Raw genomic sequence first — 26,502 nt, forward strand, 5'->3', positions numbered from 1 at the left:
AAATGTTAAAAAAAGCCTTAACAATATTAAATACATTGCTCATTGTGATTATTTTTTCAGCAATGTTAATGCCCAGTATTGTTAGTGCCTTTAACGTTAACAACTTTGAAGAAAGTAGTAGTCTTAAAAAAACTGGCGACGAGACTGGTCACACCAGAATGAAGGTAACTGGCTCAAACTTAGAATATACAATCCCCTATATAATAAATTCTGCACTCTCACTTGTCGGCGTTATTTTTCTAATTTTAATGCTTTACAGTGGCTTTCTCTGGATGACCGCCAAGGATGATAACAAGGCCATCGATAAAGCTAAAGAAAATATAAAAAGCGCTTTAATAGGTTTAATAATCGTTCTAGGGGCTTATGCAATCACCCAATTAGTACTTGAATTATTTAAATCAACAGTAAACACAACAGCATGATAAATATTAAAAAATACATTACAATAGTTATTCTGGCCATTATATTATTAGCTAACTCTTCTCATGTTTTAGCTCAAGGTTTAAGTAGTGCTTTTAGTGAAAGCAGCAAGCTAAAAGATATGGCTGGCGCTGGAGGCATGGGCTATAACACTGAAACCACTTCGGATATCTTAATCGGCACTATTATCAATGCCTTTTTATCTGTTCTTGGCATCATCTTCCTTGTCCTAATGCTCTATGGAGGCTATCTCTGGATGACTGACCGCGGTAACGATGACTCAGTTAAAAAAGCCAAGAATGTTATTCAGGCAGCCATTATTGGCCTAGCCATCGTTCTTATTTCCTTTTCCATCTCCTACTTTGTAATTACTAAACTGGGAGACGCGACCTTAACTAAATAAATCTTATGAAAAAAATAAAAATCACACTGGTATCACTTTTCATGTCACTATCATTCGTCAATATTGCCTTTGCAATAACTGCTCCACTCGGCAACCTAGGAAAACTCAGAGAAAAAACTAGTTTTGCAGAGGGCGAAGGAACTGATACTGCTATGGCCGAAAATATCGGCATTGGCATCAATCTTTTTTTAAGTATCCTGGGCATCATCTTTGTTATTCTAATAATCTACGCCGGCTACAAATGGATGATGGCACAAGGAGACGACGGAGAAATTAAAAAAGCTAAAAGCACTATTAATCGAGCTGTAATCGGCCTAATTATCATCATTGGCTCATTTGCCATTTGGAATTTAATCTCTAACAAACTACTTCCAGTTTAACAAAAATATGTATTCACGTTTTGAAAAAATAATTACCCCCGTATTCATCTTCATCTTTGCGCAAGCAGCAAGTGCTACGGAAATAATAAATAAAACTGCTTCCACTGAAATTCGTAAACAGACAGATGCGCTTAGTTACGGTGCTGGTTTTGATAAAAATTTACAAGTCGGCTCAGTCTTGGGCACTGTGATTAAATCTTTTTTTAGCATCATGGGTATTGTTTTCTTAATACTTGTCCTTCATGCCGGCTACAAATGGATGATGGCTAATGGCAAAAAAGACGACGTTGAAGAAGCCAAGAATAGCATTACAAGAGCTGTTATCGGCTTAGCCGTTATGGTTGCCGCCTATGCGCTTACCGCCTTTATTTTCAACCAAATAGACCAAATACGTTAACAATATAGCCACTCAAACAAAAAAAGACGATTATAATAATCGTCTTTTTTAATATCTAAAAAATATCTTACGTGATCAACATATACAAGCCTGCACTCACCAAAGTCGCGCCAATCACTTTTTGAATTAAGACTCCACCGCCCAATTCCTCTTCGCTGACTTTGGGATACTTGGCGGAAATAAAGAGCACCAGCAGAATTAAGAAAACATATTGTACGCCTTGTAAAGAATTAATCAAAGCGACATTGCCCTTGCTAATCGCCCAATTCAACATAATAAACGCGAAAGCAGCTAAAAGGCGAACAGAAAAAAAGAAAAAAAGATTACCTGATTGACCGCCACTATCACTGCGACTTTCTTTAATCGAATGACGCCAAGCTGGAATTAACAGAATGGATACAGAGGCAATAAAACTACCCAGTCGCGACCAGACAAAGGCGCCAACAAAGGGCTGGTGCATATAAATATACTTTATCAAAACGTAATAGGCGGCAAAAAATAATGCCGAGGTAACAGAATTTAGAATCAAGCGCTGCGTCGGACGATAAGCCGCGTGAATACCGCCCAAAATATCACCAAACACAAACCGTACCCGTTCCCGAACTTGCCTAAACAAATAAAACTTTGTTTGTTTAATTGAAATTAAAAGACCACCGCCAATCAAAATCAAAAAAGCTAATAATTCTCGCTCCGATAGCGATTGACCTAAAAAAATAAAGGACAAGATAAAACTAAAAACCGGCACCAGTGCCCCCACGATTGGCACTACTCGAGTAGCCTCAGATTGATGAAGGGCTTTATACCAAAAAATTAAAGTAACTAAAAAAAGAACGCCAGCTAGAATATCCAAGCCCAGCTCCTGCAAATTTGGAAGCCAAAAATCCAGTGGCAAAATAATGAAGTTAAAAATACTCCAAATGCCAACAAAAAAAGCATAAGAAATCGACGAGTGAATTTTTTTGGACAACAAAAACTTATCCGCCACATAAACACCGGCATTGATGAGATATGAAATTACTGCAATGATTAACCACATAAACGTTGTTTCTCCCTCGCCCTGCCCTCTCCTATCCAGGAGAGGTAATTAATAAATATTTTTTACAGAGTAAGCTTATTTTCTTCACAAATTCTCTTATAAACAAACGCGCTCGGTTTTATTTTTCGTTCAAATGTTTTTCGATCAACAGTATACAAACCGAACTTTGGTCCAAAACCGTCTGCCCATTCAAAATTATCCAACAATGACCAGTGGAAATAACCACGCACATCGATTCCTTCTTGAATGGCGCGATGTACCCAATATAGGTGCTCTTTTATAAAGGCAGCACGATATTTATCATGTTCGTCAGCCAGGCCGTTTTCCATTACAATAATTGGCTTGCGAAAACGTCGCAAATATTTCAACACATTATAAATCCCCTTTGGATAAATCTCCCAACCCATATCGGTCATGCGTTCATTTTTATTTTTCTTGAAGGGTGGATAACAAATGATTCGATCATGGAAATAATAATCCAAGCCGACGTAATCCATATACTTCTTAATGCGTTTCAAAAAACGATGATTCCAAAAATAATGAAAGACTTTAGCTAGTAAATTATTCAAAGGGCCCCATTTTAAAGCTGGCTCAAAATCATTTATCAAACCTGTAATGCCAACCTTGGCTTTCGGAAATAATAAGTGAATATTTTTATAGGCACGCTTATGACCTTTAACCAGATTATTAAAGGCTTTTCTGGCCTTGAAAATATTATGCCGATTCGGCGGAAACTTGCCAGACAAGTAACCATTGGCAATATGCACCATTGGCTCATTCAAAGTTACCCAGTAATCAATATAGCCGCCAAACTCTTTCACCACAAAGGCGCTATAGCGATCAAAATACATAACCGCATTCTTACCAGCCCAACCACCCTCAGCGGCAAACCAAGTCGGATTGGTCCAATGCCAGATTGTCAAAACAATTCTAAAACCCCTAAGACGTGCTTGTTCAAAAATCTCTCGATATTTCTTCACCGCTTCTACGTCCCAAACATCGTTTTCAGTCTCAATTCGCGCCCACTCAATACCAAAACGAATTGCATTGGTGTTCAAGTTCTTGGCCAAGTCAAAGTCATCGCCATAATGAGTCCAAAAATTACAAGCGGATCCGCAACTATAATCCTCTTTTTTTAATTTTTTACTTTCTAAAAATGTCTTTCTCTTCTCAGATGACTCCCACTCACTCCAATCATTGGTTACACCGCCCTCAATCTGATAGGAACTAGTCGATGTCCCCCACAAAAAACCCTCAGGAAATTGAAATTCCCCAGACACACCAGCAGGAATCGATAACAAACGATCATCAACCTGGTTACTTAACTGAGAGCTTGTTTCTATTTTTTCCTCCTTGTCCGTCTCAACTTTTACAGACGGTATTACTTTATCTTCTTCGGGCATAATTTTTAAAATTTTAATCAAAGCTTACTCTTATTATACCGAAAAAATACAAATAAAACAAAAACTTTGATATTTTCACCAAAAATAAACAAAAAACTGATAATAAGATTATCAGTTTTTTAAAATTATCAATATTTTGATGACATTATTGTATCACTTCACCGTCAACTTCTTCTGGAGCATCTACGGCACAGGTCTCAGCGTCAACGTCACAGACTGCAGCCTCATCACTAAGTTCCGTAGTATCATCTCCTGCTTCATCAATCGGACAAACATCGCCCTCGGCACATTCAACCTCCTCCTCAGTCTCTGGATTTGCTACCACGTACTCTTCAGGATTATTACATTCCACTTCCTGATCTTCTTTATTATCTTCATTACAAAGAATTTCTTCGCATTCCGGCTCAGACTCACCACAAACCAAGGCGTCACAATCCTCATCGGCCGGGTCACAAAGAGGGATTCGACTAGCATTGCGTTTCACAATCTTGTAATACCAAATATCCGCATCAGCATCACCCGTGCAGGCCTCGCCCTCCTCCATTGACTCTGGGTCGCACTCCCAAACAAAACATTGCTCAGTCGTTGGATCACAGTCTGTCTGGGCTTCAATAATATAGTCTTTTTTAATCATTATCCGCCAATAAGTCACGGCCACCGAACCGACTATCAGTAATCCGAATATTATGAAAAATATTTTTGATTTCTTATCCATTTATTTAGTTTAATTATAAATTTTTTATTTCACGCCCAAAAAAGCTTTTATCTTCTCCGCTAATTCATGGGGCACAGTCTCTGATTTGATAATATATTCAACTACCCCTAATTCATTAGCCCGGTCACGAAAATCTTTTTTATTAGTATTGGTAAAAACAAAAACTGGAACATCCCTCATTCCCTCATCATTTTTTATTTTTTCAATAATATCCAAGCCATTTTCGCCCTTCAACATGATATCAGAAAGAATCAAATCGGGCTTATCGTCAGCCAACGCTATTATCACCTCTGCGCTCGTCGAAGCCACCCTAGTCGACAAACCTCTCATGTCTAAAACAGTTTGAAAAATCATCAACTGTTCCTGTTCATCTTCAATGATTAAAACCTTGTTCATATTGGTAAAATTTGTAATTAGTAATAAATAATCAACCCTACATCTTCAAATTCGCCTGCGCTTCAATGAATTTCTTTACATCCACCTTGCCGATTTGTTTGATTGGTAATTTGATAAAGAATTCAGTGCCTTTGCCGATTTCACTCTCTGCCCAAACATCACCACCATGACCTTGAGCGATTTCCTTGATAATAAATAAGCCTAGACCGGTACCATCGACATACATTGCGGTCGCATTCTTAGCTCGGAAGAATTTTTGGAATAAGTGTGGAATTTCTTCGGCTGGAATACCGATACCGTTGTCCTTGACCGAGAAAATAACATTATCGCCATCGCGTTTGCTATTGATAGTAATCTTGGCATTATCACCCTCGCGCGTTTGCCGTATTTCTGCAGTTGCTTTGGATGATGGTGTATATTTGATCGCATTGGTAATAAGATTAGTAAACGCTTCTTCCAGATATCGACTCTGTCCCTGAATAATCGGCACGGTCTCATCCAAAGAACCAATACTCAAATCAATATTTCGACCCAAGGTTTCTACTTTGAAACCTTCAATCATCGTTTCAAAAAACTTCTTCACCTCAATATCCTCCGCCTGCTTATCCATTACATTAAATTTACTATTCGACAGCGAAGTCGCATTTAAAATATCATTAATAATCTCCTCCAGCTTATTACACTTCACCATCGCTCCATCAAAAAACTTCGTCTTTGTCTCCTGAGGTAACTTATCCATATCCCCCTGCTGAATCATCGACACCACGCCTTTGATTACCGTAATCGGTGTTCGCAGTTGGTGTGAGGCAATATTTATAAACTCATTCTTCGCTTTGTCTAATCTATCTAATTCTTTGTTTACAATTTCCAATTCCTCTCTTTGTTCTACCTCTTTTTTAACCGATTGAATTAATTGCCAACCAAGAACAATCGCAGCAAATAAAGTAATTCCGGTTAGAATTCGATTAATTGGTAACTGAATAAAGGCGAACTGCGAGGCGATAAGAATGATAATACTAACAACCAAGGCCTGCGCTGTCAAAAGTTTAATATTGAAAGCTTTATATTTAACGATGAGGTACGCTAAAAATCCCATAAAAACAGACATACCAAAATAGCCATATTGCTCAATTTTAAAAACATCCACTGAGCCATTAAACAAATTTTCAATACTCGCTATATATGTAGCAATAGAAAAGGAAAAAAGAAACAACCCCATGCCGATTGATACATACAAAATTTCACCTTTCTTTAGACTATCAGATTTTTTATATTCAGATATGGAAAAATACAAAATGCTGGTGACCACCGCCGCTGATAAAATATACACATAATTTATCATTATTTCACCCTCCATCGCGTTGCAATTAGTCAAATCAAAATTTTTGAGATTAAATCGTGTTGATAAGAGGAAAAACACTGGTAAAGTCACAATCAACCACAACATTTTCCAAAAAAATGACACATCCTTTTTTTTGATAAACACATATAGAAAATAAAAACTAAGTATGAAAATAGTAGTTAAAAATAAAAACCAAAACGACCATAAAAACATGATCAATTTAGAATCTATTTGCGTCCAGATAAGTATATCTATCACAGACCAAAGGGAAAATAAAAAAGATAACACAACAAGAATAATAGCTGGGAGTGATTTCCTGGTTTTTAACAATACAAAAATACTCAAAAACAAAGATGTTATTATTGCCGTAAAATGAGAATAGTAAATAAGAACTGGAACATTTTGGGAAAATAATCCAAATTTCAATGTACTAAATATTAATATTGATAATTCATCTGAACAATACATATGACTTGCTTGTGATATTAATTTTTATACTAAAATATTATAAATTTTAAAAATTAAAATAAAAAATTTTTAAATTGCCACGGATCATTCTCATCAACATCTTCGGCAAAATGCTTAATACGCCCTTGTAGCGGTGTCCAATCACTATATTCACCAATCATTATCCCAAGATATGGCTTCGCAATGCTTAAAATTTCTTCATGGGGAATTTCTTCTGGTTCGACAATTCCGCAATTTGGATTTTTTATTGCCCAGATCATACCAGCAAGAACTCCAGCAGATACCTGTAATGACGTTGCATTGTTATTTGGTGCTAGTTTACGCGCATCTTTTATTGAAAGCCGAGATCCGTACCAATAAGATTGTTTTTTATGACCCATCAAAAGTACCCCGAGCTCATCTACACCTTCAACCACATCCCCAATAATTACTCGTTGCTTATCTTGCTGCTTCCAGCCACGAACATCAAATTCCTGCAAAGAACGCCTAGCATCATCACATGGAGTATAAGCAAAATGTACAGTGGGGCGATATTCAGGATTATCTCCACTTCCTATCGTTAAATAATCAGCAATGGATATAGATTCATTATGTGTGATTAGAAATCCAACTTGATTGCCACCAAGAGGTGTCCATGTGCGAACAAGAGTTGACATTCCTTTGCGCTTAAGGCTAATAGCAGCCTTACATCCAAAAGTAAATCGCTCTCCATCTGTAGGAAAATATTTTTCATGACTACCCCATCCCAATTCTGGCATTTGCAAGCTTTCAACAATAAAACTGTCTACCGACCATGAATTTACAAATTCACCATGATTTTTTGGAGAAATACAAACCTGTGTATCTTCCTCGGCAATATGAATTGATTTGATATTAAGTGTTTTAGCCAACATTGCCCATCCCTCTCGTGACACAGGAATCGACTCAAGCACGCCCGTATCACGAGCAATTTGAACAAGTGCTTCTTTAACAAAGCATGAAACCAATCCAGGATTCGCCCCAAGAGTAATGACCGCTGTCGTGCTATGTGCACCATATTTTTTTTTAAGATTTAGGGCACCTTCACGAAGAGTATAGTTTAAATGTTCGTTTACGTTGCTAGCAGAATTACTCCACACCTCCGTACATGTATCGAGATAGATTACTTTTTTTTGTTGACAAAAATCAATAATATCATTACTTGAAACATCAACGGCGAGATGCAGCAGAACATCGCCCTTCTTTAAGAATGGCTTCAAAACTGATTTATAATTATCCTTCGTAAGAGGATTGACAAAAAAATTGACCCCATACTTCTTAGCAATTTTTTCTCCTCGCTTGTCACCCGTAATAATTGTAATTTGATCAGGATTTATTTCTATATGGCGCAAAATTAAGGGAAGCACTCCTTGTCCAATAGATCCAAACCCAAGAATAACTAAACGATTTGTAAATATCATTTCTTTTCAAAAAAATTTATTAATTAATTTCAATACAATATTTAACACACTTCTTGCTATTATTATATAATTAAATATGAATTTAAGCAAACAAAAAAATCGCCATACGAATAAATTCGTATGGCGATGACTGTACGCGTCAATGCATTTAAATTGACAGCAGGAATACTGCAACAAAGGCAGCAATTATTCCACCCACATTGGCAGCACTGAGACTTTCTCCAAAAACTAATACGCCGATAGAAACTGTGGCCGCAAGACTCATAACCGACCAAATAGCGCCAACAATGGCTAAGTTGTTTTTTTGGAGCATTGCTGGCAACCAGGCCATTGCGCCAAGCCCATAGGCGACGAGTATCAAGCCTACATAAATCCAGCTCGGTGAAAGAGCAAATTTCTTTGACAGAAACTCGCCTACTGCAAAGAACAAGGCAGAAATAACCAACCACCAAAAATAATGAATACAATTCAGTGAATTTAATAGCATTGTCCTCTCCTTATATGATTGGGATTACTGTAAAGAACTATTCGATAATTTCTATAATAGCATAAATAAAGAAAATTGTCAATAGGTATATATTTATATAACTAATATTAAACAAAAAATTGCATAATTTAGGGAATAAAAATATAAAACATGAAGAAATGCCTATTTCTGGTATTTTAGGGATAATTTACACCACTCCGAGAATTCGGACCAAGGAGCAATATTCTTCTATCTCCTTTTTTGCCTTGATGAAATTCGGGTCGCTCGGCAAAGATTCAATTTCAAGAAAAAAATAATAATCCCAGCCCTTGTCTATTCTTTTCCGAGAATGTAACTTAACTAGGTTTAATTTTCTCCTGGTGAGAACATTAAGCACATCACTTAATAAGCCTAGACGATCACGAGAAGCAATAATCATTAAAGTATTTTCTTGTTTTAAATTTTTAACTAGATTGTTTTTTTCATTTTTTGACAAAACATAAAACTCGGTATAATTATCCTTATAGTCCTGGATATTTCTCGCCAAAATCTTCAACCCATGTTTCTTAGCTGTTGTTTCATCGGCGATAAAAGCCACTTCCGGATCGGTTGTAGAAACAATTGCCTCAACTGAACTTGATTCAGACGCAAGAATCGCCTCTGGCAAATTAGCACTCAACCACTCCTTGCATTGACTAAGTGGCTGAACGTGCGACTTAACCTGTTTTATCAATAACACATCATCAACTCGTGCTGCTAAGCAATGATGTATTTCCTTAATATAAGATCCAACCACATTAAGAGGATAATCCAGTAAAGAATCAATCGTTTCCTGGACTACACCTGCAATCGAATTTTCCGCCGGCACAACCGCAAAATCAACCATTTCATTTTCAACATTATCAAAAACTTTTTTTATCGTGGGTGCCATTATGAAAGTTCCTGTTTTTGAAAAAATCTCTCGCGCGGCTAAATATGAATATGTCCCAACTGGGCCTAGACAAGAAATTTTGGCCACCTCCGTCTCAAGCACTGATTCATTTTCTTTCATAATTCTTAAAGAAGTTAAACATTAATAAAATCTAGCCATTTGCGATATTTAGGGATTTTTCCTCTGACAATATCTGCATAGCTTTCTTTGATATCTTTAGCAACGGTACCAATATTTCCCTTTCCAATCAATTTATTATCTATCTTTCCAATTGCGTTTATTTCTACGGCTGTTCCAGTAAAGAAAGCCTCTTCAAAATTCTTTATTTCCGCTGGCCGAATATTTTTTTCAACCACTGCAAATTTCTTATCTTTTAAAATGCGGATAACGCTATCGCGAGTCAAGCCTGGCAAGATGCTATCTCGCTTAGGTGTAAATACTTTTTTGCCTTTTACAAAAAAAATATTTTCCCCGGGGCCTTCAGCAATATTTCCCTTGTAGTCCAAAAGCAAAGCCTCATCAAAACCAGATTTTTTTGCATCCAACGCGGCGATTATCGAATTAGAATAATGGCCGGAAATCTTAGCTCCCATCACACTTGACTGCGGATGAATCCTGACATATGGAGAAATCTTTATTGACACACTATCCTTTTCCAAATACTTTCCCCATGACCAGGCCGCAATCGCGAAATGAACTGGTGCGCCAACCGGCAAAAGACCCATCTTTTCTCCGTAGAAAATTATCGGCCGAATATAACACTCCTTGAGTTTATTTTTTTTAATCAAAACTTTGGTCGCTTCCAAAATATCCCCCTTTGAATATGGAACTTCCATGCCTATAGTTTTCGCGGAATAAAAAAGTCGATCAATATGATCCTTTAATCGAAAGATGGCTGGACCATCTGCGGTGTCATAACAACGAATACCCTCAAAAACGGCGGAGCCATAATGAAGGCTGTGATTCAAAATCGGCACAGTTGCCTTTGACGAATCAATAAATTTTCCATTTAGCCAAATAAACATATAATTGATATTTAATTTTAAAAAAAGCCAATTGCAGTCTTTACAATTGGCTTTTCATCTTACTTTTTCTAAATTTATTTCTTCAATTTCTGCGCCAATTGATCCAATGGAATTATTTCACTTTCTTTCGTTGCACGATGAGAGAATTCCCCACCACCAGCAGCTAAAGACTTATTACTGATAATAAAACGTGCGCTAATTCCGATCAAGTCTGCGTCGGCAAATTTTTCTCCCGCCATGGCATCACGATCATCATAGAGTACTTCGATATTATTTCTTCGCAATTCATTGTAAAGTGCTTCGGCTTCTTCATTCTTACCTAAACTAATCAAGTGCACGGCAAATGGTGAGACTGCTTCTGGCCACATAATGCCTTTGTCGTCATTATTCAACTCCACAATCGCACCCATCAATCTCGACGGACTCATGCCATATGAACCCATGACCACCAATTCTTCTTTTCCTTCTTCATTTTTATAAGTGAGATTAAAGGCTTCGGAAAATCTGTGTCCCAAATTATAAATGTCACCAACCTCGATTGATTTGTGCCCCACCAATTCTTCCTGTTTCAAAGTTACGCCAAAGTCTTTCAACACCTCTTCATTAAAATCATCTTTGTTAATGGCGATTCTTTTTTCTTCATCAATAATATACACGACATCTTCACCTGCCTCAGAAAGAGTTTGGAATTCGTAAGAATATTTTGAAAATGAACCACCGGAAGAAATTGTGATGTAAGTCTTATCACCCATACCCAAGCGATCAAAAACGCGCATGTAAACATCTTTCATTTTTTCGTAAAACAATTCGTGTTCTTCGTGACTGCGAGAAAAAGAATACAAATCCTTCATCAAGAATTCACGACCGCGCATCAAGCCTGATTTTGCACGTGACTCATTGCGAAATTTTGTTTGGATTTGATATGGATAAACCGGCAAATCCTTGTAAGAACTAGTATGATTTTTCATCATTCTTGTTATTGCCTCTTCATGCGTAAAACCCAGTCCTAATTCTGTGCCATTTTTCAATTTTGTCTTGAACCAATTATCAACAACATCATCGCTCCAACGATTCGTCTTTTCCCAAATTTCTTTTTCTTGCAAGGCCGTCATAGTTAATTCCTGTCCACCAGCCGCATCCATTTCCTCACGAATAATATTTGAAATCTTATTAATTACTTTAATCCCTAATGGCAAATAAGCATAAGCGCCGGCTAACTCCTTGTTCACAAAACCACCACGAATTAATAATTGGGCATTCTTGCTCACCTCATCCTTTGGCGCCTCTCTTCTTGTCTTGGTAAATAAGTGTGACTGTTTCATATTATTTGAAATTTAATTATCTTTAAATTATAAGCTAATTTTACCAAGAAATTATGCCATTTGTCAATCCCCAACCACAACCAATAAAAACAAAAATATTTATAAACATTTGACAAAAAACAAAATAAATCGTAACTTATAATATCGAACTTTAACAATTTAATAAAAATTATCCAATCTCTATATGGAGAAATATCATGCTTAAATTTAAAAGACGCACATACGATAATGCCAGACAAGTTTCGCGCAGAGCCAAGGAGTTAAGAAACTTTAAATTAATTAAAGAAGCGGACATTCTTTTGCGTGCCGCCATTATTGAGTGGCCGAATAATCTATTTCTCTATAACCAACTCTTATGTTGTCAAAAAGATACCAGTGAAGCTTGGCGAATTTTCTTGCGAATTAAACGAAGTGGACTAATCGCAGATCGCTATACCTACGGAACTTTAATTAATATTTATTTTTTAGCCAGAAAGGAAAAGCATATTGTTGAAAGGCTTGACCCAGGTAACATACCTATTGACGCCCTACCGACTTATGCTGAAGCACTCAGAAAAATCAAGAGCTACGAAGATTGTATCAAATGGTGCGATGTCGCCTTGTCTCATTCTGACAAAAAAGAAATTCGCGAGCATGCCTGGATCAATAAGCTTTATTGCTATATGCACATTGACGGAAAAGAATTTCTACAAGCCATCGCCAATCCGCTACTATCATTAAATAGCCCATATTATTATCGTTATATAGCCGCGAAGGTTTATGGTGGTGCCTACGAAGATTGGGAAAAATCTGAAATTGAAGATATACTCAAAAAAGCATTAGAAAACAAAACTCACAAAAACTTGGGGACTGACATCAGCCATGCCTTAAGCATAATTCAATCATGAATCAACCAAGCCAGGTCTAGATATAAAGACCTGGTTTTTTTATTATTGATTTATCTATTTATTCTGCTACAATAGTCACATGATTTTACTCACCAGAAAAGACATCCTAGAAAACAAAGATTTTTACATTGACGAAATAAAAAACGGCAAAGTTTTTATTTATCCGACCGATACATTGTTCGGCCTCGGCATTGATGCCACAAATCAAAACGGCGTAGAGAGAATTTTCCAAATCAAAAATCGCAACGCCAAGCCCATGCTCATCATTGCACCTTCTTGGCAATGGCTTAAAACTAATTGCGTGCTTACCAAAGAGAATTATTCAACCCTAAAACAAAAACTCCCTGGTGCTTATTCGTTTGTCGTGAACTTAAAAAACAAAACCGCTATTTACGAAAAGGTAAATAACGGTCAAGACAGCCTTGGTGTTAGAATTCCCGATTGTTGGTTTACTGAATTAATCCAGCAAGCCAAAGTCCCCTTCGTCACCACCTCAGTAAATCTCTCCGGACAAGCATCAGCTTTGAAAATAAGCGAGATTCCGGAAAAAATATTAGCGCAAGTTGATTATGTCATTGACGACGAAACGTCATTGAGCGGTAAGGCTAGTACGATTATTGATTTACGTGGTGAAGAGAGAGTATTGCGATAAAATTATTTTCACTTGTTGTAAAATTAATGCAGTCGCACTTTTTTTTCACAACAATTAGTTCATGCGCATATCACTCTACGTCAAGATGATAAGCGAGTTTAATTATTTTTTTAGCAACAATAATTAACGGATCAACAGTTTTGTTATTATCAATATTTAATAAAGATAATTCTGTGCAACCCAGAATAACCATATCCGCCCCTTTATCTAACAAACGTTCAACCAAAGCATTTAACACATAAGCATTTATTTTTGTTTCCACAAATCCTGACTTCAGGCCGGTGCTACTATAAATTAATTCCGTAACCACTTCCTGAGTTTCTTTGTCTGGCAAGATTTCCTCAAAATTATACTTCTCAAAATACTTGCGATACACGCCTGATTTGATTGTGCCGTCGGTGGCCAGGAGGCCAATTTTCTTTACATCCGGGAGACATACCGACAAGTAATTTACTGTTTCTTCCACAAGATTAACAAGTGGTAAAGTCGACTGATTTTCTATTGCCTCGATTTGGGCATGCGCAGTATTGCACGCAATAACGCCAATTGCGGCACCAAAATTTTTTAACTGATTTAACGAGGTAGCAATTGATAAACTAAAGTCCTCGCCGCTTTCGAGACAGGCTGTTCGATCATTAATGTGCGGGTTGGTAAAACAAACCATTTTGATATGATCCTGGTCTTTTTGAGCCGGAGAAAATTTAATAATTTTTCTCTGTAACTCAACACCAGCCAACGGTCCCATGCCGCCAAGAATGCCCAGTGTAAAATTTTTATCAATCACTTGATTCATAGAAATGTTTTTCTAAAAATGTTTTAAAGTTTTCATAGGCAATTTTATCCTTTGCCTTTGTGCCTAATTTTTCTTCAATCTTATCAAATAAATCAGGATATTTATCAATGCCCTCTAAGTCAACGGGGGTGCCGGTAGTAATACCTCCAAAATCACTACCGATCATAACCGCGTTAGGCGCTAATTTGTACAAATATTCTGCTTGCCTAAAGGCGTCTTCCAGACTTGCCCTCGAGTTTGTGGCCAAATATTTTTTAGAAAAAAATATTCCAATTACGCCATGCTTTTTATCCAACAAAGAAATTTGTTCATCTTTGAAATTTCTAGCACCTGGACAAATATTGTATGCATTTCCGTGCGACACCATTACCGGTTTCTCACTTATCGCCATAACATCATAAAAGCTTGCCTCATTGGCATGTGCCAAATCAATTATGATTCCGAGTTTATTTATTTTTTTAATCAACTTTCGCCCAAAGTCACTCAATCCACCCTCATTATTAGCACTCGCCATAATAGCATTTCTTTTTCCCCAGACCAATCCTACTGACCGCAATCCTAGCTCGTAAAATTCTGTTAAACAATTCTCATTCTCTGGCGTTAAAAAATCTAAACCCTCAATGTGCAAGAGTAGTCCATGCTGTTCAGATTCCAATAACGTAGTCAAATCCTTTTTACCCCTCACGATAATCATTTTGTTTTCCTGAGCCAATCTTTGGTATTCGTTCAACTCTGCTCTCACCATCTCTATCAATTCTTCATTAGTCTTATTTTCACTATCAATAAAAACCGAAGCGACCACTAGCTTAACAGCTGAATCATTAATCACCTGAAATCCAGTTTGTAAAACCTCGTCCTCTTTTTTGTTTTGCTCATACCACAGTAAGTCCTGGTGAGCATCAAATACTTGTAAATTCATATATTTAAATTAATAATAAGTAAAAGATTTGAGCTGCTGTTTTTGGCAACAGCTCAAATTATCTAGGGCTTAAGTAGGCGTCGAGAATCTGCCAAAACTTTCAAAAGTGCCTGGCATTCATTCATGGAAAAATTCTCTGCCATTGCACTGACACATAGAGGTTCACCGGCCTTCAAAATGTCATAATGAGAAAAGAAGTGGCCTTCAAGAAAATCATCTTGTCCAAGAATCCTCTTGGACAGTTCATTGCCGTCGTGCATCTCGCGGGCAAGATTAAGCATCTTGCCACTAAACGGTTGACTGAGAATTTTCAACTCCTCCTGTAATTCTGGTGTGTTTTGCCTGCCCTTTTTAACATCATTCAACAGCGCTCGTTTTTCGATTACAATTCTACGATATTGCAAAAGATTGACAATCAAATCATCAAGCGCTGGCATTTCACTTTGCAAAGCTGCAAAACGAAAATTAAACGTGGGCACTACAGTCAAGCGTAGCTTTTCAGGCAACCCCTTGAACTCCGAAACCACCTTGGCATAAATCTCATTAATCTCCCTTTGCCGTGCATCGACTTTGATATAGCGCGCCATATCCGGACCAGCCAGTTCAAAAATGTCATCCCTGTCTGATGCTAGTGCCGCCAGTGCACAGTTTATTACCAACACCGCATGCAATGTTGGCAAAACTCCGTGATGAAGCGGATCAAAGTTTTTACACATAGCCAAGTTATGCAAGCTCTGCATGGTCAGACTATTTGTTTGACAAAAGAGAGACCCGATAAGACGACTATCACACTTCGAAGTATTCCCATCACGATCAACGCAACGATTAAACAGTTCAGGATAGTAAAAATGCAAAATTGCTGACAACTCTTCAACCACCTCCTCTTGTCCGAGATAAAATTGCGATTCTGTGCCAACAAGAGTTGGATACATTTTTCGCAGAACGCCGAGATGAAATTCAGCCAAATTACTATAACCATTTACCAAACCGACAGTCACGTCGCTTAAAACGCCTTGGGAAATAGGCGCGAACGGTGTTAAGACATTCCCCGCTTCACTGACTAAAAACCGTTGACCGCCCAAAATTACATGTGCCGGCCAATAATTCTTATCGTCCTGGGCTAAATTACGATCGTACAGTTGCGCTGGAAAACCAGCAGCCAATAAGGCCATGTTGGATAAGTACTGGTTACCAATGTGACTAGTTCGTGCCACAAAATAACCAGCCTGCAAAGACAGATTTAGGTCCGCTACTGTTAAATCACCACCATCAACAACCTCAATACCGCAATTTCTCATTGTCTTCCTCCCCGAATAGTGTTTAGTGAAAGCCAGACTTAAGCTCTAAAATTATAAAGAACAAAAAAGCAGCTTATTTGTAAGCTGCTTTTTTATAGTTAAATAGAGAGAGTCGAAATATTTAAACACGGAAAAACAGCCTAAAAGATGCTTGCAAATGCAAGGGCAAAGTTCTCCATGTAAAGCTGTTTATGTTTAAATAATTCATATTGATATCAATATAGCAAAAAATATTTTTTTCGTCAATGGGGTTAAAAATTTCTGTTTTAATTTTTAAAAATGTGCAATTCACTCATAGCTCTCGTCATGGCTACATAATTCAAATCTCGTTGCACACGTTTTTTTTCATTAATCAATTCAGCGTCGCAATCAGCAAAATCAAGAGTGTGTTCGTAATTAAGGAAAATTACCACATCAAATTCGACACCTTGTGCTTCGTCAATAGATAAGATGTGAACTTTGTTGTTATCTTTATATTTTTCTTTATACGGTTTTAGATAATTTAAGTCGCGATGGATTAAGCCGATTATCATGCCGTCGTTACTGCTGATTATATCATGAATGTATTTGGTTTCATCTAATTCAGAATTAATCACTTTCTCTATTACCGTCTTGCCCGATTTTATTTCCGCCGGAATAGTGACGTCATAGCCTTGGGTTCGAACATATTCCAAAATCTCTTTCGTATTGCGGTAGACCTTGAAGAGCTCCACTTTGCGGTTGCCGACAAAGTCCTCACCCACCTCTTGCCAGTCTTTCAACGTGCAAAGTTTTGTTTGTTGCGCTAAATCGCCAACATAGAGAACGGCTTGATTTTTATTGGCACAATTTTTAATCAAAGCGATTTGCTCGCTTAAATAATTTTCCGCTTCATCAATCACAATCAAGGAATATTCCACTGGCAATAAACCGCGTTTGATTTTTTCGCGACCATTTTTATCGACCGCTACATAGGTCTCCTGTCTTTTTAGGCCACCGTGTAATACGATAAACGATTTCAATAAAATCGTTAAATCAAAACGGTCCAGAACTTTTTGTGCCAGTTGTTTTTTAAACATATCCAATAAATCATCTTTGAAATATGACACATAAACTCTCGTCAAAGCCTCGGGAGAAGCGATTCCACCAGTCATCTCTTTCAAGGCTTTATTTTTTAAATATTCGTACTGATCTTTTTCTGATTCACTCTCACCAAAGCGATAAACATATTGGTAATTCATTAAGCCCAGAATCTCGCGGGCCCAATCGGAGAAAATTGTAATTGTCACATTGTTTATTCCTAATTGTGGCAGCAGATTGGAGAAATATTCTTTAGTCGAATTGTCATGCACAAAGACAATAATATTAGTGCCAGGAAAATGTTCGGCCGTATCTGGTGACTGCACTAGATAAGCAACGCGATGCAAGGCCAAGGTCGTCTTACCCGAGCCGGCCGGACCAGAGATGAGATACGAGCCATGATAATCTGCGCGAATCACCTCGTCCTGTTTTTTTTCCATTTGTTCAACAATCTCCGGCAAGACAAAAGAATTCTTACGCTGCATCAAATGCTCTTGATAAATCAATTGTCGCGAAGAGCCAATCGCCTCAGAGGCCATAAAGATAATCTTGCCATCGACAATCATAAACTGATTCTTGCGCAACATCTTGCCATGCCGCATCGTGCCATCGGGCAACACATAGCTCACATCACCTGGTTGCTCATAACGAATTAGCGACGCTGGCGTTGTCCAAGAATAAATCTGTTCCTCGGAATAACTAAATTTCGAAAAAAAGATCTCCTCCCGCGCCTTCCCGGCAAACTCAATCTCACAACCAACAAAATACGGCGAGGACTGCAACTGCTCCAACTCACCCACCCGCTGTTCCGAATACTTCAAAACCTCCGCCTCCATAATCCGATCACCGCCAGAAGAATTTCGCAAACGAGTTTTAATTTTTTTCACAGATTCCTTAGTAGTAATAAAAGAAGCTTGAATCTTCTCCACTACTCCCGAAACATGCGCTTGAGCCTGCTCAAAGAGCATTTTTTTGTTTATTGTTGGCATATTTTTAGCATAAAAAAACTGCCCTATTTCTGGGGCAGATTTGTTGCGATTATATATAAAGTTATAATATTATCTTGTCTTATTTTATTCATAAAATTATTATAGAGTATATTTTTATAAGTGTCAATTATGTTCATGGTCTTGCGCACAAAGAGAGATTATTAAAAAAATAATTCTAGCGGACAATTATTTCACGCTTTATAAATAGTATCTTAAATAAAAAAGGCCTAGCATTGTGCTCAGGCCTTTGAAAACTTAATATAATTAGATAAGCAGGAATTCATGAGGTCTTCTCCCACTTTTTTCAAACTTGGGATGACCAATGAGGAACGGGATCCAGTAATCACAGCCGTATATCGAACCAGTCATCTTATAAGCTCGGGCACGACATCCTCCTGCACATACTTTTTTGAATAATTCACAATTGGAACATTCCGACAAAGTATTAAGATCGTGTAATGGATTTTCTGCAATGGCCCGTGCGTATATCGTAGCGATACTGTCTTTCTGCAGATTGCCGGTCGGCTTCTCCGCCAGAAAGACGCACCCGAAGACATTGGCATCGTGATCAATTATCAGACCAGACTTGCAGGACGTACAGAAAGTTACTCCGTCTTCAATTTTGGCCATTTGTGATAAAAGCTCGTTTTGATGGATATCGCGAAGAAATTTTTCATCCGTTACCATTTTACCAGTAAGACAATGCGACGCTCTGCCGACCGGTCTAAGTGCCTGTATATTCAGACTACTTGCCCCAATGTCTTTTACAAACTCCGAGAAAGCATCTACATCTCCAACATTTTTATCATAGACGACCATGTTGACCTCAACCTCGAAGCCAGCATCGATGGCCATCTCAATATTTTTCTTGGTGCGAACGAAGGTGCCTTCTCCTCGCAAGTAATCATGCGAGGCCTCAAATCCATCGAGGCTGATGATAAAAGACATCCTGGCATTATTCATTGAACTCAGGAAGCGGTCCAGCAATAGACCATTTGTCACAATATTGGTACGCACATTCCTCATATTAAGAAAAGTCAGCAACCGTTCAACGGCGTAGTATGTCAGTATTTCACCACCTGACAACCTGAGACTATACATCCCCATCTTTTCCGCATCTATGATGGTTTTTTCCAGAAGATTGATATCAATGGAATGATCGCGCTTTGGATTATCTTCGTCAAAAACGCAGCAATGTCTACATAACAGGTTGCAAGAATCGGTCGGGCTAATTTCAAGGTTCTCAAAATCGCCTTCGCTAATAACGGGAGAACTGACGCCGTCTTCGGCGAAAATGGCGATACCCTCTTCCAGCGCTACCAATAAGGCAATTTCCTCTTCGGAACAAGTTACCCGAGAAGGCTTAAGACTCATTGAAATTATAAGATTGAGAGCTTTCTGATCCGCAAGGGCTTCGTCCCCGTCGGCAAGATTAATGAGTTTTATTTTTCCGTCGCTATATTTTTTTATCAGTAATCCTGAAAAAATCATTAGCTTCTCCTTTTAAAAACGGCGGGAACTATCAGTTCCCGCCGCTCAGGTCATTGGTTAGCAGTTGGACCGCTGAGTTTTACCCAGGGAATTACCAGCCACAAAAGGTTTTTCCTTCTTGGACTTCAACACTGTAATCATGCTTTTTTCACCTCCTTAATGAATATAAAATTTTATAAAGATCTACGATTGTTTGAACGTTAGCATCCAATTCGGAATTTGTCAAGGCTATACAAATACACAAAAACACCAAAAAACCGATGAAATTTCATCGGTTTTTTAAAATATCTAAATTCTATTTTACGCCCAAGTCACACAAGCGACTTTGTCGCCTTCCGACTTAAACCTCATCAATCTCACCCCTTGCGTATCACGTCCGGATTGGTTGACTGATTTAAATGGCAATCTGATAACCTGACCTTTTTCAGAGATAATGACTACATCTTTATCTTTCATTAATTCTGTATTCACCACAAAGGCATTAACTAGTTCACCGGTCTTGGTGGTAACCTTAGAAGTCTTAATACCAGAACCACCTCTGCCTTGAACCTTGTAATCAGCTAACGGTGTGCGTTTGCCGTAACCGTTGGCCATGATGGATAATATTTGAATATCACTTTGCTTTTCTTTTTCTTTATTAATCACACCCATACCAACCACGATATCCTTGTCTTTCAGTCTAATACCAAAGACGCCAGCGGCACCACGGCCCATATCACGAACATCAGCTTCCTTGAAACGGATAGCTTGACCGCCAGCGGTGATTAGTTGGATATCATCCTTGCCACCAGTTGGCTTAGTCCAAATCAGTTTGTCATCTTCCTTGATCTTGATCGCAATCAAGCCGGAACGACGGACGTTATTGAATGAGTCTAGGGTTACCTTCTTCACTAAACCTTTCTCTGTTGCGAAGAATAAGTATTTTGATTTCTTAATCTTATCTAATGGCAAGGTTGAAGTTACTTTTTCACCACCAGATAATTGCAAGAAGTTCACAATCGCTTGACCTTTGGCAATTCTCGATGCGACTGGGATTTCGTAAGCCTTCAATTGGAAGACACGACCTTTCGATGTGAACATTAAGAGGTCATCGTGGGTCATGGTTGTGAACATAAATTCAACCATGTCTTCTTCTTTGGTCGTTAAACCAACGACACCCTTGCCACCTCGACCTTGAACCTTGAAAGTATCTGGGTCCATCCGCTTGATGTAGCCATCACGAGTCATCATCACCATTGCTTCTTCGTTCGGCACCAAATCCTCCATAGAGAATTCACCAATCGCGTGAGAAACTACTTGAGTGCGACGATCATCGCCATATTTATCATTAATCTTGTTAATTTCTTCTTTGATAATATCACGAATCTTTAGTTTTGATTTCAAGATCGCTTCTAAGTCTTTGATGATTTTTAATTTCTCTTTTAATTCTTCATCAATCTTCAATCTTTCCAAGTTCGCCAAGTTCTGCAAACGCATTTCCAAAATAGCAATTGTTTGTCTTTCAGATAATTTAAATTTTGCCATCAAACTTTGCTTAGCAACTTCCTTATCTTTGGAACCACGGATGATTTTGATGACCGCATCGATATTATCTAAAGCAATTTTCAAACCTTCCAAAATGTGCGCTCTCTCTTTGGCTTTGTCTAAATCATACTGTGTCCGTCTACGAATCACCTCTTCACGATGTTTAATGTATTCTTCGAGCACCATTTTCAAAGTCAAAACTTTTGGCTGAATACCATCGACTAATGCCAACATGTTAACATGGAAAGTTTCTTGCAATTGCGTCATCTTATAAAGCGCATTCAAAACTTTCTTTGGGTAAGAATCTTTTTTCAATTCTACCACTACACGCACACCTTCTTTGTCAGACTCATCACGTAAATCACGAATACCTTCAATCTTTTTCTCCGTTACCAAGCTGGCGATCTTTTCAACTAAGGTCGCTTTATTTACTTGATATGGGATCTCCGTAATTACAATACTAAATTTGCCAGACTTGTCCTCAACGATATCTGCCTTACCACGACAAACAATACCGCCACGACCAGTCGCATAGGCTTGCTTGATTGCATTCTTGTCATAAATAATACCACCGGTTGGGAAATCAGGACCTTTCACAAAAACCATTAGGTCTTCAACAGTCGCCTCAGGATTGTCAATTAAATGATTAACGGCATTAATCAATTCACTCAAATTATGTGGTGGAATGTTTGTCGCCATACCAACGGCAATGCCCATCGTACCGTTCAAAAGCAAGTTTGGTAATTTCGCCGGCATCACGCGTGGCTCTTTGTGGGAACCGTCAAAGTTCGGCATAAAGTTCACCGTATTTTTTTCAATATCCAAAAGTAATTCTTCAGAAATGTGTGACATCTTGGCTTCGGTATATCTCATCGCCGCCGCAGAGTCGCCGTCCATCGAACCAAAGTTACCTTGACCTTTTACCAATGGGTAACGAAGAGAAAATGTTTGCGCCAAACGAACCATCGCATCATAAACAGAAGTATCGCCATGCGGATGATACTTACCCAAAACTTCACCGACTACGGTCGCTGATTTACGATACTTACCGCCAGCCCGAAGACCAACGCTCCACATCGCGTATAAGATACGACGATGCACCGGTTTCAAACCGTCACGCACATCCGGCAAAGCCCGTTGTACAATAACACTCATCGCGTAGTCAAGATAGGATTTTTCCATTTCATGACTGATTGACAAGGGTTGCACGATGCCGTAAGCGGTCATTTCTTTTTCCGCCGAAATATGATGAGACGGCTCAGCCACCACACCATCAACCACCTCACCATCAATTAATTCACCCTCCTCTTTGTTGTCTCCATTCTCCTTTTTCCTTGGAGCATCTCTTTTTATAATCCTTTTTGCCATATACGTATTTTAATTTATATATAAATTTTTAATAATTTCTTTAATAATTTTAATACTCGCTTTTTCCCCTCACCCCGACCCTCTCCCGCCGGGGCGAGGGAGTTTAAAACTATTTTTCTAATTTATTTTTTAATTCATTAATAATATCCCTTTCCTCGAAGACGCCTTTAACTGTGCCATCCTCTGTGGTGCTAGACATTAATTTCTCTTGCAATTCTTTCACTATTAATTCAGGCTTAGGGACGGTGGAGGTTGATACCATTTCAGCCTCAGTCACACCCACAACAAAATAAGTTGATGATGCCGTTGTGCTCGCTAGATCAGTTAAATTTGTTGATGTAGTAGTGCTAGTAGCCAGACTCTGATCGATTGTTGTTGTAGCCAATGTTGAACTCGCCTTAGCTAATTCTTGCCTAAGCTCATCTATTCTACCAGACACATCTTTGACTGATTCTGTTAGCTTATCAAAGGAGAAATCAGCATTAGCGCTTGGCTCCAAACGACTTTCTTCAAAAATCTTTTTCGTATCATAAATCCAAAAACCGGCAATCAAAAACATAAACACTCCAACACCGGCCCACATTATCAAAATCTTCTTCCGTTCCTCCCTTTCATAAATAGCCAGTGAATTAAGTCTGCGACTAGACTGATTTTCAGCAGCTCTTTTAGCTTTATCTGCCTTTTCTTTCGCATGAGAAGATTTAATTTCTTCTAGAATGGCTGCCTTATCATCTTCTTGGCTTCGCACAAATGACTCTCTTCTCGTTGCGGTTTTAGTTACTTTTACTTTAATATCAGCCTTTTTATTTTGCAAAACTTCCTCTTTTTTAGGTCGACCAGCTTTTCGGACCGGTTTTTTAGCTGTCATTTCTTCTTGATTTTGAATTTTAGAACTCCTCCTGGTCATAAAATTTTCTATTTAATATTATAAAAGCTAAAAATCTTTATATATAGTCGGGAATTCATCTTCCTTGACCGAAAAAACGACCCAAATTGAGTGTTTATTTATACTAATATTGTAACAAAAACAATCAAGAATGTAAAGCCAAATTCGCGAATGGAGCAATTGTCTGAATTTCACTAATTTCTGTAAAATTAGCTAAAAAATAAGAGCGCTAGTAAATGAATGTCTCTCTCATTTCACCAGAATAAAAGAATTCATAGGCTAGAGAGCCAAAACTATACTTAAGACCGTTAATTTCCAACTCAGAGCCGCCCGCTTCAGCATTATTTTTGGGCTTGGAGTTCTTGAAGCCGATGTTAAAAAGAGTGGCCATTAGCTCAGGACGGTCACCGATGGCAAAACCAGCCCCCTCCCACTGCTTTTCAAATTGCCTCACATACAATGAACCATATAGATAAGAATAGTAAGCATTTTTTTCATCAGACAAACGAGCATAACGCTCAGCGGCGATATCAGAAGATTGGAAATTTAATAAATTTTCATAAGCTGCGCCTAGATAATAATCAGAACTAGGGTCCTTTAGATGATCCTCGATATCAATCGCCGTCTTCTCTTTGATTGCCATCACACCCCAAGCCATCTTGTTGGCATTGGCTAGAATCGACAAAGGCTTGAAAAGTTTTTCATATAATTCACGTTGGGTAAAATACAGACGGAATTGTTCGACAATGCAAATGGAAACAAGCAAACGTGGATTGATGCCGGCAATCTCAGCCGCCTTTTTAATATTAGCTTCATCTTTAATAATTGCTTTCTTAATCACCTGCCACTCTTCAGAGTCAGCCCAATTGTACAGATTTGTACTAGAGGCGCTCACCATCGTAACCAAAATATTTTCATCAATCTTTTTATCAGGCGCATATTCACACGCCACATATTCCTTATAAAGTTCAGCATTATTCTTAATACGAATCTCAGCCGCAACCAACATCTTACTCAATAAAACTTCAGAATTTTTTAATTCATAAACATCAGCAATCGCAGCCGCATTATCGGGATAAGAATTTTTTAATACCGCAATCTTGCAAAGATTAACTTGTTTAAATTTCTTAATACTCTCCAAGGAGGTAATCCGCTTCTCGATTTCCGATAAGGTCAAATCAGAACTTGTTGCTCGCTCCATTATCGGCTCATAAAAACGTGCCGCTTTTTCGTAATAACTATTATTCAAGTCGACCCTGCCCGGAACATTGGTAATTTTAAATTTTACAGCCAAGTAGCCGCCAATCAATACAAACCCTGCCGCAGCCAGGCCGTAAAGAAGGATATAATAAATAATTTTAAGAAGTTTTTTTAAGGTTTCCATATCAACATTATATAGATTGTTTTGGATTTAGGCAAACAAAAAACGAGAGAAATATCTTCTCTCGCTTTTTAGAATTTTTATCAAACCGTATTAGTTTCCACAAGAAGCCGCTGCGGCAGCGTCTCCGCCTGATTCGTTAAAACCGAATCCAGCTGATGGAGATGCAGCTGACATTTCTTCTTTACAAGCATCGGGAGCATTTTCAAAACCAGAACAGATAGTATCCATCAAAGTCTTAGAATCACGGCCGGAAGAAATCTTCTCGCCATTGATTACCAAAGTTGGGGATCCGCCAACGCCGTATTTTGCGTTATCTTCCTTGTAGACATCAAAAGTAGCAAAACTACCTTTATACGTAGACTTGTCCTTGAAATTTGCACTTACTTTATATTTGGTGTCAGTAGCTGCAACGCAAGATTTAATCTTGCCAGCATCAATACCGGTTGATTTGATACAAGCATCACTTTCAGCTGCTTCACCAGCCTTACCACCCAAGAAACATTTCAAATAAGGTAACAATTTTTTAGAGTCTTCTTTTTGCACGCAATATTGTGTCATTTGTTCGTTTAATTCCTTTTCACCATGCATTGCGTAATCACAGAATTTCAAAGTGAAATCAACTTTATCGCCCAAGGCATCAAGAACTGGCAACATGCCCTTTTCGATTTGAGTGCCAAATGGACAATGACTCATTACAAAAAGCTCAACACTTGCTTTTGCTTTTTTTGTTGTCACAGAAGTTTTTTCTGGTGCTGCCGCTGCATCACCGCCATTTTTAGCCTCAGCTTCTTTTTTGGTTTCTTCAATATCCATTACTTGTGGGAAAAACTTCTTACCATCTTTTGATAAATAAGAATTAATCTCCTGACCATTTGGCATGCTTACTACCACCTTATACAGACCACCTTCTTCAGTTACTTCTTTGATGTTAACAGTGTTACCTGGTTGCATCAAATTATTGTTGATAAAATCAGCAGTTAATTTCTTAGCGTCATCAACGCTAACAGTTGCTGCACTTTTGTTTTCAATTTTGCAACCAGTAGTTACAAACACAGCCAAAAGGCTCAAAATAATGATTTTCTTCATAATAAAACATTACTCGAATATGC

26 protein-coding genes are annotated in these 26,502 nt (G+C 38.1%); 7 read left to right on the plus strand and 19 right to left on the minus strand.

The window, feature by feature from the left end; genetic code table 11:
• The first annotated feature begins 2 nt into the window (after positions 1-2).
• The 4 genes from KKD45_04835 to KKD45_04850 are packed head-to-tail and all read left to right on the plus strand — an operon-like array spanning position 3 to position 1,600.
• Positions 3-422 (plus strand): pilin, encoded by a 420-nt coding sequence (locus KKD45_04835; GenBank protein MBU4309815.1) that lies wholly within the window; start codon positions 3-5, stop codon positions 420-422.
• On the plus strand, positions 419-823 hold the full coding sequence (locus KKD45_04840) for a hypothetical protein (protein MBU4309816.1): 405 nt from the start codon (positions 419-421) through the stop codon (positions 821-823). The genes KKD45_04835 and KKD45_04840 overlap by 4 nt, the downstream gene beginning before the upstream one ends.
• 5 nt (positions 824-828) lie before the next feature.
• A complete protein-coding gene (locus tag KKD45_04845; protein MBU4309817.1) occupies positions 829-1,203 on the plus strand; it encodes a pilin in 375 nt (124 codons plus the stop codon).
• A gap of 7 nt (positions 1,204-1,210) precedes the next feature.
• On the plus strand, positions 1,211-1,600 hold the full coding sequence (locus KKD45_04850) for a hypothetical protein (GenBank protein MBU4309818.1): 390 nt from the start codon (positions 1,211-1,213) through the stop codon (positions 1,598-1,600).
• Between the two features lie 67 nt (positions 1,601-1,667).
• Here the strand turns inward: KKD45_04850 and KKD45_04855 are convergent, their stop codons facing one another.
• The 5 genes from KKD45_04855 to KKD45_04875 all read right to left on the minus strand — a co-directional run bounded on the left by KKD45_04855 (position 1,668) and on the right by KKD45_04875 (position 6,636).
• Positions 1,668-2,636 carry an EamA family transporter gene (locus KKD45_04855; GenBank protein ID MBU4309819.1) on the minus strand — a complete coding sequence of 323 codons (969 nt, stop codon included), beginning with the start codon at positions 2,634-2,636 and terminating at the stop codon, positions 1,668-1,670.
• Positions 2,637-2,698: 62 nt separating this feature from the next.
• Positions 2,699-4,039 carry a glycoside hydrolase family 1 protein gene (locus KKD45_04860; GenBank protein ID MBU4309820.1) on the minus strand — a complete coding sequence of 447 codons (1,341 nt, stop codon included), beginning with the start codon at positions 4,037-4,039 and terminating at the stop codon, positions 2,699-2,701.
• Between the two features lie 145 nt (positions 4,040-4,184).
• A complete protein-coding gene (locus KKD45_04865) occupies positions 4,185-4,754 on the minus strand; it encodes a hypothetical protein (GenBank protein ID MBU4309821.1) in 570 nt (189 codons plus the stop codon).
• Positions 4,755-4,778: 24 nt separating this feature from the next.
• Positions 4,779-5,150, minus strand: coding sequence for a response regulator (locus tag KKD45_04870; protein ID MBU4309822.1), 372 nt, complete (start codon positions 5,148-5,150; stop codon positions 4,779-4,781).
• 37 nt (positions 5,151-5,187) lie between these two features.
• A complete protein-coding gene (locus tag KKD45_04875; protein MBU4309823.1) occupies positions 5,188-6,636 on the minus strand; it encodes a HAMP domain-containing histidine kinase in 1,449 nt (482 codons plus the stop codon).
• 22 nt (positions 6,637-6,658) lie between these two features.
• Here KKD45_04875 and KKD45_04880 point away from each other — a divergent pair, with 22 nt between their 5' ends.
• The gene (locus tag KKD45_04880; GenBank protein MBU4309824.1) at positions 6,659-6,868 is read left to right on the plus strand and encodes a hypothetical protein; all 210 of its coding nucleotides are present in this window, start codon (positions 6,659-6,661) and stop codon (positions 6,866-6,868) included.
• Between the two features lie 145 nt (positions 6,869-7,013).
• On the opposite strand, the gene KKD45_04885 is transcribed toward KKD45_04880, so the two are convergent.
• The 5 genes from KKD45_04885 to KKD45_04905 all read right to left on the minus strand — a co-directional run bounded on the left by KKD45_04885 (position 7,014) and on the right by KKD45_04905 (position 12,143).
• Positions 7,014-8,399 (minus strand): saccharopine dehydrogenase NADP-binding domain-containing protein, encoded by a 1,386-nt coding sequence (locus tag KKD45_04885; protein ID MBU4309825.1) that lies wholly within the window; start codon positions 8,397-8,399, stop codon positions 7,014-7,016.
• A gap of 148 nt (positions 8,400-8,547) precedes the next feature.
• Positions 8,548-8,886, minus strand: a complete 339-nt coding sequence (locus KKD45_04890) for a hypothetical protein (GenBank protein ID MBU4309826.1) — start codon at positions 8,884-8,886, stop codon at positions 8,548-8,550.
• Between the two features lie 187 nt (positions 8,887-9,073).
• Entirely contained in the window at positions 9,074-9,916 is an 843-nt protein-coding gene (locus KKD45_04895) for an ACT domain-containing protein (GenBank protein MBU4309827.1), read from the minus strand.
• Between the two features lie 14 nt (positions 9,917-9,930).
• Positions 9,931-10,821, minus strand: a complete 891-nt coding sequence (locus KKD45_04900; protein ID MBU4309828.1) for a branched-chain amino acid transaminase — start codon at positions 10,819-10,821, stop codon at positions 9,931-9,933.
• A gap of 74 nt (positions 10,822-10,895) precedes the next feature.
• Entirely contained in the window at positions 10,896-12,143 is a 1,248-nt protein-coding gene (locus KKD45_04905) for a prolyl-tRNA synthetase (GenBank protein MBU4309829.1), read from the minus strand.
• Between the two features lie 197 nt (positions 12,144-12,340).
• Between KKD45_04905 and KKD45_04910 the strand changes: the two genes are divergently transcribed.
• Together KKD45_04910 and KKD45_04915 are read left to right on the plus strand one after the other, a co-directional pair.
• Positions 12,341-13,030, plus strand: coding sequence for a hypothetical protein (locus KKD45_04910; GenBank protein MBU4309830.1), 690 nt, complete (start codon positions 12,341-12,343; stop codon positions 13,028-13,030).
• 79 nt (positions 13,031-13,109) lie between these two features.
• Complete coding sequence (locus KKD45_04915) at positions 13,110-13,682, plus strand: threonylcarbamoyl-AMP synthase (protein ID MBU4309831.1); 573 nt, start codon at positions 13,110-13,112, stop codon at positions 13,680-13,682.
• 70 nt (positions 13,683-13,752) lie between these two features.
• Here KKD45_04915 and KKD45_04920 read toward each other — a convergent pair whose 3' ends face one another.
• The 9 genes from KKD45_04920 to KKD45_04960 all read right to left on the minus strand — a co-directional run bounded on the left by KKD45_04920 (position 13,753) and on the right by KKD45_04960 (position 26,479).
• Positions 13,753-14,475: an amino acid racemase gene (locus KKD45_04920; GenBank protein MBU4309832.1), complete on the minus strand. Its 723-nt coding sequence runs from the start codon at positions 14,473-14,475 to the stop codon at positions 13,753-13,755.
• A complete protein-coding gene (locus KKD45_04925; protein MBU4309833.1) occupies positions 14,459-15,394 on the minus strand; it encodes a membrane dipeptidase in 936 nt (311 codons plus the stop codon). Before KKD45_04925 ends, KKD45_04920 begins: the two co-directional genes overlap by 17 nt.
• A 62-nt stretch (positions 15,395-15,456) precedes the next feature.
• Positions 15,457-16,692: a hypothetical protein gene (locus KKD45_04930; GenBank protein ID MBU4309834.1), complete on the minus strand. Its 1,236-nt coding sequence runs from the start codon at positions 16,690-16,692 to the stop codon at positions 15,457-15,459.
• A gap of 266 nt (positions 16,693-16,958) precedes the next feature.
• Positions 16,959-18,740, minus strand: a complete 1,782-nt coding sequence (locus tag KKD45_04935; protein MBU4309835.1) for an AAA family ATPase — start codon at positions 18,738-18,740, stop codon at positions 16,959-16,961.
• 264 nt (positions 18,741-19,004) lie between these two features.
• Positions 19,005-20,231: a radical SAM protein gene (locus KKD45_04940; GenBank protein ID MBU4309836.1), complete on the minus strand. Its 1,227-nt coding sequence runs from the start codon at positions 20,229-20,231 to the stop codon at positions 19,005-19,007.
• A gap of 300 nt (positions 20,232-20,531) precedes the next feature.
• Positions 20,532-22,982 carry a DNA gyrase subunit A gene (gene gyrA / locus KKD45_04945; protein ID MBU4309837.1) on the minus strand — a complete coding sequence of 817 codons (2,451 nt, stop codon included), beginning with the start codon at positions 22,980-22,982 and terminating at the stop codon, positions 20,532-20,534.
• Between the two features lie 250 nt (positions 22,983-23,232).
• Entirely contained in the window at positions 23,233-24,030 is a 798-nt protein-coding gene (locus KKD45_04950; GenBank protein MBU4309838.1) for a hypothetical protein, read from the minus strand.
• 208 nt (positions 24,031-24,238) lie between these two features.
• Positions 24,239-25,393: a hypothetical protein gene (locus KKD45_04955; protein MBU4309839.1), complete on the minus strand. Its 1,155-nt coding sequence runs from the start codon at positions 25,391-25,393 to the stop codon at positions 24,239-24,241.
• A gap of 90 nt (positions 25,394-25,483) precedes the next feature.
• Entirely contained in the window at positions 25,484-26,479 is a 996-nt protein-coding gene (locus KKD45_04960) for a thioredoxin domain-containing protein (protein ID MBU4309840.1), read from the minus strand.
• Between the last annotated feature and the right edge of the window lie 23 nt (positions 26,480-26,502).

It is taken from the genome of Patescibacteria group bacterium (genome assembly GCA_018897195.1).
Classification (GTDB): Bacteria; Patescibacteriota; Patescibacteriia; order Patescibacteriales; family UBA12075; genus JAHILH01.

Coding starts and splice junctions, on each gene's coding strand:
- KKD45_04865 (MBU4309821.1), bottom strand. CDS start 4,754: ATGGATAAGAAATCAAAAATATTTTTCATAATATTCGGATTACTGATA.
- KKD45_04845 (MBU4309817.1), top strand. CDS start 829: ATGAAAAAAATAAAAATCACACTGGTATCACTTTTCATGTCACTATCA.
- KKD45_04940 (MBU4309836.1), bottom strand. CDS start 20,231: ATGATTTTTTCAGGATTACTGATAAAAAAATATAGCGACGGAAAAATA.
- KKD45_04850 (MBU4309818.1), top strand. CDS start 1,211: ATGTATTCACGTTTTGAAAAAATAATTACCCCCGTATTCATCTTCATC.
- KKD45_04950 (MBU4309838.1), bottom strand. CDS start 24,030: ATGACCAGGAGGAGTTCTAAAATTCAAAATCAAGAAGAAATGACAGCT.
- gyrA (MBU4309837.1), bottom strand. CDS start 22,982: ATGACCGCTTACGGCATCGTGCAACCCTTGTCAATCAGTCATGAAATG.
- KKD45_04840 (MBU4309816.1), top strand. CDS start 419: ATGATAAATATTAAAAAATACATTACAATAGTTATTCTGGCCATTATA.
- KKD45_04895 (MBU4309827.1), bottom strand. CDS start 9,916: ATGAAAGAAAATGAATCAGTGCTTGAGACGGAGGTGGCCAAAATTTCT.
- KKD45_04930 (MBU4309834.1), bottom strand. CDS start 16,692: ATGAGAAATTGCGGTATTGAGGTTGTTGATGGTGGTGATTTAACAGTA.
- KKD45_04920 (MBU4309832.1), bottom strand. CDS start 14,475: ATGAATCAAGTGATTGATAAAAATTTTACACTGGGCATTCTTGGCGGC.
- KKD45_04880 (MBU4309824.1), top strand. CDS start 6,659: ATGAAAATAGTAGTTAAAAATAAAAACCAAAACGACCATAAAAACATG.
- KKD45_04935 (MBU4309835.1), bottom strand. CDS start 18,740: ATGCCAACAATAAACAAAAAAATGCTCTTTGAGCAGGCTCAAGCGCAT.
- KKD45_04885 (MBU4309825.1), bottom strand. CDS start 8,399: ATGATATTTACAAATCGTTTAGTTATTCTTGGGTTTGGATCTATTGGA.
- KKD45_04925 (MBU4309833.1), bottom strand. CDS start 15,394: ATGAATTTACAAGTATTTGATGCTCACCAGGACTTACTGTGGTATGAG.
- KKD45_04860 (MBU4309820.1), bottom strand. CDS start 4,039: ATGCCCGAAGAAGATAAAGTAATACCGTCTGTAAAAGTTGAGACGGAC.
- KKD45_04915 (MBU4309831.1), top strand. CDS start 13,110: ATGATTTTACTCACCAGAAAAGACATCCTAGAAAACAAAGATTTTTAC.
- KKD45_04835 (MBU4309815.1), top strand. CDS start 3: ATGTTAAAAAAAGCCTTAACAATATTAAATACATTGCTCATTGTGATT.
- KKD45_04910 (MBU4309830.1), top strand. CDS start 12,341: ATGCTTAAATTTAAAAGACGCACATACGATAATGCCAGACAAGTTTCG.
- KKD45_04890 (MBU4309826.1), bottom strand. CDS start 8,886: ATGCTATTAAATTCACTGAATTGTATTCATTATTTTTGGTGGTTGGTT.
- KKD45_04870 (MBU4309822.1), bottom strand. CDS start 5,150: ATGAACAAGGTTTTAATCATTGAAGATGAACAGGAACAGTTGATGATT.
- KKD45_04905 (MBU4309829.1), bottom strand. CDS start 12,143: ATGAAACAGTCACACTTATTTACCAAGACAAGAAGAGAGGCGCCAAAG.
- KKD45_04955 (MBU4309839.1), bottom strand. CDS start 25,393: ATGGAAACCTTAAAAAAACTTCTTAAAATTATTTATTATATCCTTCTT.
- KKD45_04855 (MBU4309819.1), bottom strand. CDS start 2,636: ATGTGGTTAATCATTGCAGTAATTTCATATCTCATCAATGCCGGTGTT.
- KKD45_04900 (MBU4309828.1), bottom strand. CDS start 10,821: ATGTTTATTTGGCTAAATGGAAAATTTATTGATTCGTCAAAGGCAACT.
- KKD45_04960 (MBU4309840.1), bottom strand. CDS start 26,479: ATGAAGAAAATCATTATTTTGAGCCTTTTGGCTGTGTTTGTAACTACT.